Origin of the sequence: Mycobacterium simulans, assembly GCF_900232995.1 — a bacterium.
GTDB classification, from domain to species: Bacteria; Actinomycetota; Actinomycetes; order Mycobacteriales; family Mycobacteriaceae; genus Mycobacterium; species Mycobacterium simulans.
Genome location: NZ_OCVX01000083.1, coordinates 1 through 8063, shown reverse-complemented (window position 1 = coordinate 8063; position 8063 = coordinate 1). Strand labels below are relative to the sequence as shown.

At 62.5% G+C, this 8063-nt stretch carries 3 protein-coding genes; all 3 read right to left on the bottom strand.

Going from position 1 to position 8063, the window contains the following annotated elements; translation table 11 throughout:
- Nucleotides 1–1494: beta-ketoacyl synthase N-terminal-like domain-containing protein (locus MSIMFI_RS27325; RefSeq protein ID WP_224770493.1), on the bottom strand; the 1494-nt coding region annotated here is incomplete at its 3' end.
- A 325-nt stretch (nucleotides 1495–1819) separates the two neighbouring features.
- Nucleotides 1820–3454 carry a DHA2 family efflux MFS transporter permease subunit gene (locus tag MSIMFI_RS27320; RefSeq protein ID WP_191500043.1) on the bottom strand — a complete coding sequence of 545 codons (1635 nt, stop codon included), beginning with the start codon at nucleotides 3452–3454 and terminating at the stop codon, nucleotides 1820–1822.
- A 232-nt stretch (nucleotides 3455–3686) separates the two neighbouring features.
- The coding region (locus MSIMFI_RS27315; protein WP_191500042.1) for an SDR family NAD(P)-dependent oxidoreductase at nucleotides 3687–8063 on the bottom strand (4377 nt) is incomplete at its 5' end.

Genomic DNA, 8063 nt, shown 5'->3' with positions numbered 1-8063 from the left:
CGTGGTGGCCAACGAAAACCCCACATCGGCGGCATCCAACCCGGGATGCTGCCCCAGATACGAGCCCAACCGGGCCGCCTGCGCTGTCAGCCCGGTCTCGGTCTTAGCCGACACCAGCCACGGCAGCGCCAACCCCGCCTCGGCCACAACCGGGGCCGGTGTCACCTGCGCCGAGACAACATCTTTGGCCAACTGCGCCGGCGGGCACACGATGACATGGCAATTGCTGCCGCCCATACCAAACGAGGACACACCAACCGACAGCGAGCCCCTGCGGGCAGGCCAGCGCTCATGCTTGGTCAACACCCGCAGACGTAATTCATCCAACGGGATCCGCGGATTGGCTTTCGAGAAGTTCAGGCTCGCGACAAGTTCTTGCCGCTGGACACACAAGGCCGCCTTGATCAGGCCAGCGATTCCGGCCGCGCCCTCCAGATGACCGATATTGGTTTTGATCGAACCAACACCCAACGCCGCGCCCCGCCCCCGAGCATTTCCATAAACAGCGCCAAGCGCGCCCGCCTCAACAGGATCACCCACCGCAGTGCCCGTCCCATGAAGCTCCACATAGCCAATCTCCTCAGGACCCAGCCCGGCATTAGCCAACGCGCTTGTGATCACGTCGGCTTGAGCAGATTCCGACGGAACCGTGATACCGGCATGAGCGCTACCCGCATTGATCGCACTACCCCGGATAACGCCATAAATCCGGTCACCCGAATTAACAGCATCAGCCAGCGATTTCAACACAACCACCCCACCACCCTCGCCACGCACATACCCATTAGCACGCGAATCGAAGACATAACACCGCCCGTCCGGGGAAAGCGCATCAAACTTCGCCGTCCGCAGACTGTGATGGCGCGACAAAATCAAATTCACACCACCAGCCAACGCAACCCCACACTCCCCACGCCGCAAACTCTCACACGCCAAATGAACCGCCACCAACGACGACGACTGGCCGGTATCGACGGTCAAACTCGGCCCCGACAAACTCAACGCGCGAGAAACGCGATTAGCGATCAAACTCCGACCCATACCGGTATGCAAATAAGGACTAATCTGCTCATCAGGAACAGTCCCCATCAAATCCGCGAAATCATTCGCCATCACACCCAAAAAGACACCCACCGACAACGGCGTCAACCGATCAACAACCAACCCCGCATCCTCAAACCCCTCCCAACACAACTCCAACGCCAAACCCTGCTGCGGATCCATCGACGCCGCCTCCCGCGGCGAAATCCCAAAAAACCCCGCATCAAACTCACCACAACCCTCAATCAAACCCGCCCGCCCAACACCAATACCCCTACCCCGCGGAACCACATCAACCGCGTCCACACCATCACGCAACAAACACCACAACCCCGACAAATCCGAAGCACCCGGAAAACGACACGCCATCCCCACAATCGCGACGAAATCACCACCCCCACACCCCGCCGAATCGGCGAAAGATTCACGTTCGGCGTCAGCACGGTCTTCCATGAGCTAACTCCTTGCAGCATCCCGGGTTTCATGCATCCATCGTCGTGTGCGACTGGGATTCTCCGAACTGCTGGTAAGCGTAACCGGCTCTTCCGACTGAAAGGGTGTTCGGCGCCAAAGTCCCGGAAGGGTTGGTGAGCGACTCTGACTGGAAGATTTCGATGAGGCCAGCACCAGCGCGAGGGCGTGATCTGGGCGTCTGGCGTGGTGGCTTAGTCCGGTGGGGATGTTCTGCTAACCGTCGATCCGGAAACTGCTGATCGCGAGGTTGCGGCAGGTTGCCATGACCCGGGGCGCATGCGACGAATAGCGTGCGGTTTCGCTGCTACGGCTCAACCTGTAGCAGCTCCACCTGGGCCGCGGGCCGCTTGGGTAGGAACGACGCGGGTACCACGGTTGCCGCGACCACGATCGTGGCGATCAGGAACACACCGGCATAGGCCAGTGACAAGTCGTTGGTGAGGTGTTCGGTGAAGTCGGGGAGCCGAACCTGGGAAGGCAGCTTGGCCGGGTCGAGCGGCACAAGCCGGCGGGCCGCCTCGGCCCGGATCGAATCCGCTTGTCTCGCTGCGGCGATGTTGGCACTCCCGTTGAACCTGCTGGTGAGTATCACCGACATCAACGCAGCACCGACGGACGCGGCGACGGTGTGATTGACGTTGAATAGCGTTGAGCCGTGCGCTACCTCGCTGGAATTGAGCGTGTGCACCGCCGACCAGGAAACCGGAACCATCATGCAGGCGGAGCCGGCGCCGAATGTCGCGAGCCCGGCCAGCAGGACCGTTAGGTGTACGTGCTCTCGGCTCATGCCGTAGACAAACATGCCCATGCCCACGACGCTCGCGGCCGTCCCGCCCAACACCACGCCGCGCGGTCCGCGCGTTTCCATCAGCCGCCCTACGATCGGCACCGTGACGGCCGCGGCCAGGGATTGCGGTATGAGAAGTAGTCCGGACTGGAACGGTGTCTTTCCGAGGACCTGCTGGAAATAGGCGGGAAACAGCAGGCAGCTGCCGAAGAAGGTGACGGCGGACACGAACCTGGTGCCGTTGGCCGCAGCGACCGTCCGATTCTTCAGTAGTCGCAGATCGATCAGCGCACGATCTGCCCGACGCAGGGCGTGTAGAACAAAAGCCCCGATCAGCATCACCCCAACGGTTATCGGTACCCAGGTGTGCGGATCGCGGACCGTGCCGCGCTCCGGCAACAGTGACAGCCCATAAAGAAGCAACACGAGCCCCGGGGACAGCACGATCATGCCGAGGACGTCCAGTGACTCCGCGGGCAATGAATCATCGCTGGGGAGAACGAATACCGCCAGTGCCAAGGCGAGCGCCCCCATGGGAATGTTGATCAAGAAGATCCACTGCCAGCCGAATGAGCTGATCAACCAGCCACCGAGAACGGGCCCGAAAATGGGGGCCATCAAGGCGGTGATATTGCTGATCGTCATCACGCGGGCTAACCGTGCCGGTCCAGCCGCACGAGCCAGGATGATGAGCTGCAGCGGTATGACTATCCCGCCGCCAAGCCCCTGCACCGCCCGAAAGGCCACCAGCTGGGTGATGTTCGATGCCATTGCGCACAGTAAGGATCCGAAGGTGAACAGCAGCACCGAAGCCATCGAGAGCCGTTTGGTGCCCAGCCGGTTGGCTGCCCAGCCGGTGAGTGGAATCACCGCGGCCAACGACAGCGTGTAGCCGGTAGATGTCCATGCGACGACGGCCTGGGTGGAGGAGAACTCGTCGATGAACGTCCGCTGGGCCACATTGACGACCGCCATGTCCAGGGTGACCATCACCGTGAGCATCAGGCACGTCATGATGGTCATCAAGAGTCTGGAGTCCAGCGTGGTGGGATAGTCGACGGGACGGGCGTCGTCGTCGAGGCGCGATCCGCCCGTGACGTGCGTGCTGGCAATGGTCTTCGGCTCACGCCGCGGCCGATCCGCCTGACGCATTGCTTGACTGTATCTGCCGTAATTGCGGCGCAACGCCGGTATCCGTATTTCAAACCGTCCGTGGCTTAGCTAACCGACGAGGCGCTGGATACCTGCCGGCGCCGTGTTCGCGACACCTGTGGACACCGCGGCCGCAAACCGATCCGCTCTACACTGCGTGGCGAACCTGCAGACCGGGGCTGAGCTTAAACGCCATGAAATGCGACCATTTCCGGACCCTGAGAACTCAGGGCTACGGTGAAATTTCGAGGCTCGCAATCCATTCTTCTAGAATTTGTGCTACTAACTCGGCACCTTCAAATACTACGGATTCATGATGCTCCGGTACCGTGCGTACAGTCTGTTTTGGTGCCCAAGGCGTGGCTATAGCGTACTCTAAACTTCCAGACTCAGAACGCACCTTGAGATAAGGCCTGGTGCATTGCACAAATAGTACATCTGCTTCAAGAGGCCCTTTGTATAGCCTTGGCATCAGTTCAGACCACCCCGCCATCGCGGTTAGCCTAGTACCGTTATACAACCCCCAATCGCGTGTTCTTTCGTACATTGTGTAAAAAAGATCGTTACTCGTTGACAATAATAGTTCACCATCTTCAATTGAATAGGTATCCAGTAATGCCACTCCCGCCACACTCACATTCTCCGTGTGTTCAAAGTAATCACCCAGAGCATAGGCTAAATGTCCACCCGATGAATAGCCGGCAAGAACAAAAGGCTCGTCGCCAACCAGTTCCATGACCACACGCGCGAGCGACTCCACTGCGGCCTCGGGCGAGCTGGGTAGAGGTTCGCCCGCCGAGAATCCACAAAGTGGGACAGCCGATACAGGTCTCACGCTTTCAAATGCGGACGCAATGCGTGCATAAACATACACACCGCTGGTAAATACCGATGTGCATATAAATACCAGGTGAGGCAATCTGGGTCCGTCGGTAAACCTCGTCGCAGTCGGCAAAATGTCCGTATCGCACTCTGGTCCGAACACCGGCCGGAGCCGCGATGCTGCGCGCAGCAGGTGCATTCCTTCGCTCATTCGTCCTGCGTCAACCGCATCCTTGAATAGTGCTTCAAGCGAATCCTGAACCAGGATCGACCGCGATTCCTCGGCGATGGATTCGCTGGATCGCGAATCGACGGTCGGAATATTTTTCCTATGCTCATTGAGCCTATCCACAATGTGGCGGGCCAACAGATCAGGGGTTTTGTAATCAAAAATAACCGTTTGCGACAATTTCAAACCCGTGGCCGAATTAAGCAGATTTCTGATCTCCATGGCATTCAATGAGTCCAAGCCGGCATTCTCGAAAGTCGATTTAGCTCGATCGCCGCGCGCCCGCCCGAGTACATCTGCGGCGTACTGAAGGATCAACTCCCTTACCACCCGGAGTTGTTCACTGTCGTTTAGCCCGGCCAGTCGCCCTCCCATCAGCCCTGGCCCGGAGCCGGCACCCTTGACCTGCCGTCGCAGCGGGCGGCGGATCAGCCCGCCAAATAACGGCGCCAGTTCAGCGTTTTGAGCCCGGTTAGCGAGCGCCGCCTGGTCTAGGCGGGCGGCCACCACGGTGGGGTGATCCAGCGTTAGAGCGGTATCGAACATCTCGATGGCCTGCTCGGCGGTCATCGCCGCCACTCCGCCACGACTCATCCGCGCCCTATCACGATCGGTCAAATGCCCGGTCATCGCGCTGGCCTGCTCCCACAACCCCCACGCCAACGACACTCCCGCCAAACCCGCCGCATGCCGATGAGCGGCCAACCCATCCAAAAACGCATTCGCGGCCGCATAATTGCCCTGGCCCGCAGTGCCCACCACACCCGCGATCGAGGAGCACAGCGCAAACATCGGCAACCCCATGTCATAGGTCAGCTCGTGCAGGTTCCATGCCGCATCCACCTTGGCCCGCAATACTGCATCCACCCGATCCGGCGTCAACGAGCCGATCAGCGCGTCATCAAGGCTCCCCGCGGCATGAATCACCCCCGTCAACGGCGGACACCGCCCCGCCAACCCGTCCAACAGCCCTGCTACCGCCACGCGGTCAGCAACGTCACAGGCGACCACCTGCACCTGCGCCCCCGCCCGGGTCAGCTCTGCCAGCAGCTCACCGGCACCCTCGGCGGCCATCCCACGTCGGCTCACCAACAGCAGATGCCGCACCCCATAGGCAGCCACCACGTGGCGGGCTAACACCGCACCGGCCATCCCGGTACCGCCCGTGATCAACACCGTGCCCGCAGCCAACGCATCGGCCAACACCCCCGGCATGGTCAACACCACCTTGCCGACATGGCAGGCCTGACTGACATACCGATAAGCCGCCGCGGCGCAACGCACATCCCAGGCCTTCACAGGCAACCGATGTAACGTTCGGGCCTCAAAGAGGCGCCCCAATTCGACCAGTATCGCCGCGATACGCTCCGGTCCGGCCTCAGCCAAGTCGAACGCCCGGTACCACACACCAGGATGTGTTTTGGCGATCGTCTGCGGATCGCGGATGTCGGTCTTGTCCATATCGATAAGACGCCCACCATCGGCCAAAAGCCGCAGCGACGCGTCGAGGAACTCACCGGCCAACGCGTTGAGCACCACATCCACCCCACGGCCTCCGGTGACCGCCAAGAATTTCTGCTCAAACTCCAGCGTGCGCGAATCAGCGATATGCTCCTCATCAAAACCCATGGCGCGCAGCGTGTCCCACTTACCGCGGCTGGCGGTGACGAAAATCTCGGCCCCCCGTAACCGGGCCAACTGCACCGCGGCCATCCCCACCCCCCCGGTCGCGGCGTGCACCAACACCGACTCCTCAGCACTGAGGGCGGCTAGGTCCGCCAACCCATACCAGGCGGTCAAAAACGCCACCGGCACACCCGCTGCTTGGACAAACGACCATCCCGACGGCACCTTGAAAACCAGCCGCTGATCCACCACCGCCAGCGGACCCACTCCTTCTATCAACCCCAGCACCGCATCACCGCCGGCCACACCGGCCACATCAGGGCCGATCTCGCCCACCACCCCAGCGCCCTCACCACCCAGCACCGGCGCCTGGTCTAGGTACATCCCAGATACCGCCAGCACATCCCGGGAAGTGACCCCCGCTGCGCGCACCGCCACCCGCACCTGCCCGGCACCCAACGGCGCGTGCGCCTGCGGGCACGGTTGCACCACCACATCCTCAAACGTGCCCCCACCACCAACGGCCAATCGCCACGTCGACTCTCCCGCCGGTACCCGCAGCACCGGCGGCGCTGGGGCCAACCGAGCCACATACACCCCGCTGCTGCGCACAAGCAGCTGGGGTTCCCCGAGGCCAACCAGCACAGCCACGTCCACCGGCGCGTCGGTGTCCACCAGCACGATCCGCCCTGGTTGTTCGGCCTGCGCCGCACGCACCAACCCCCACACCGCCGCCCCCGCCAAATCGGTGACGTCTTCCCCGGCCAACCCGACCGCTCCATGGGTCAACACCACCAACACTGCCGCCCGGTCCCGCGCCAGCCACGATTGCAATCTCTCAAGAGCGGCATGGGTGGCCGCATATACTCCCGCCACCACCGCACCGGGCGAGATCGGCAGCTCCCACACCACCACGTCCGGGGCATCCGGGGCATCGGCGGGCATTGCCGATTGTTCGAAACCATCCCAGGACAGCACCGACATCGCGGCCGGCGGTTCGGTCGGGACCGGCGCTGTCACCCAATCCAGCTCAAACAACCGACCAGACCCGCCACCGCCAGCGGCCGACGCCGCCGACCGCATCTGTTCAGCCGATATCGGGCGGGTGGTCAGCAAACCCACCGACAACACCGGCCCACCCGTGGTGTCGGCCAGCTCCACCGAGAATCCACCACCACCATCACTGTCGGCATCGACCGGGGCGATGCGGGCCCGTACCCACGAAGCACCCCGAGCGTGTAGCGACACCGCGCGCCAGGAGAACGGCAGCAGTGTCTGGGCGGTGCCGGTGTCGGCGGCCAGGGCCACCGCATGAAGCGCCGCGTCGAATAACACCGGATGCAACCCAAACCCGCCAAGGTCAACCCCGGCGTCCTCAGGCACACCAACTTCGACGAACACTTCCTGGCCGCGCCGCCACATCGACCTCAATCCGCGAAACGCGCGCCCGTACTCATAGCCGCGCTCGGCCAACCGCGCATAAGCATCCGAGATATCCACGCTGAGCGCGCCCACCGGCGGCCACACCGACAGATCGGCCGAGGGGCCAGCGTCACCGGCCCCGAGCATCCCCTCGGCGTGCAGCACCCACTGCGAATCAGCTTCGCCGCCACGCGAATACACCGATACTGGGCGCCCACCGGACTCACCGACCCCACCCACCACAACCTGAACCCGCACCTGGCCCTGAGTCGGCAGCACCAGCGGAGCCGCCAACGTCAGCTCCTCGATGACCCCGCACCCCACCTCGTCGCCGGCACGGATGCCCACCTCCACAAACCCGGTCCCGGGAAACAGCACCACCCCGCCCACCGCATGATCGGCCAACCACGGCTGCGCGCTCAACGACAGCTGTCCGGTCAGCACCACCCCACCCGAATCCGGCGCCGCCACCACCGCACCCAACAACGCATGCTCAGCCCGATCCAACCC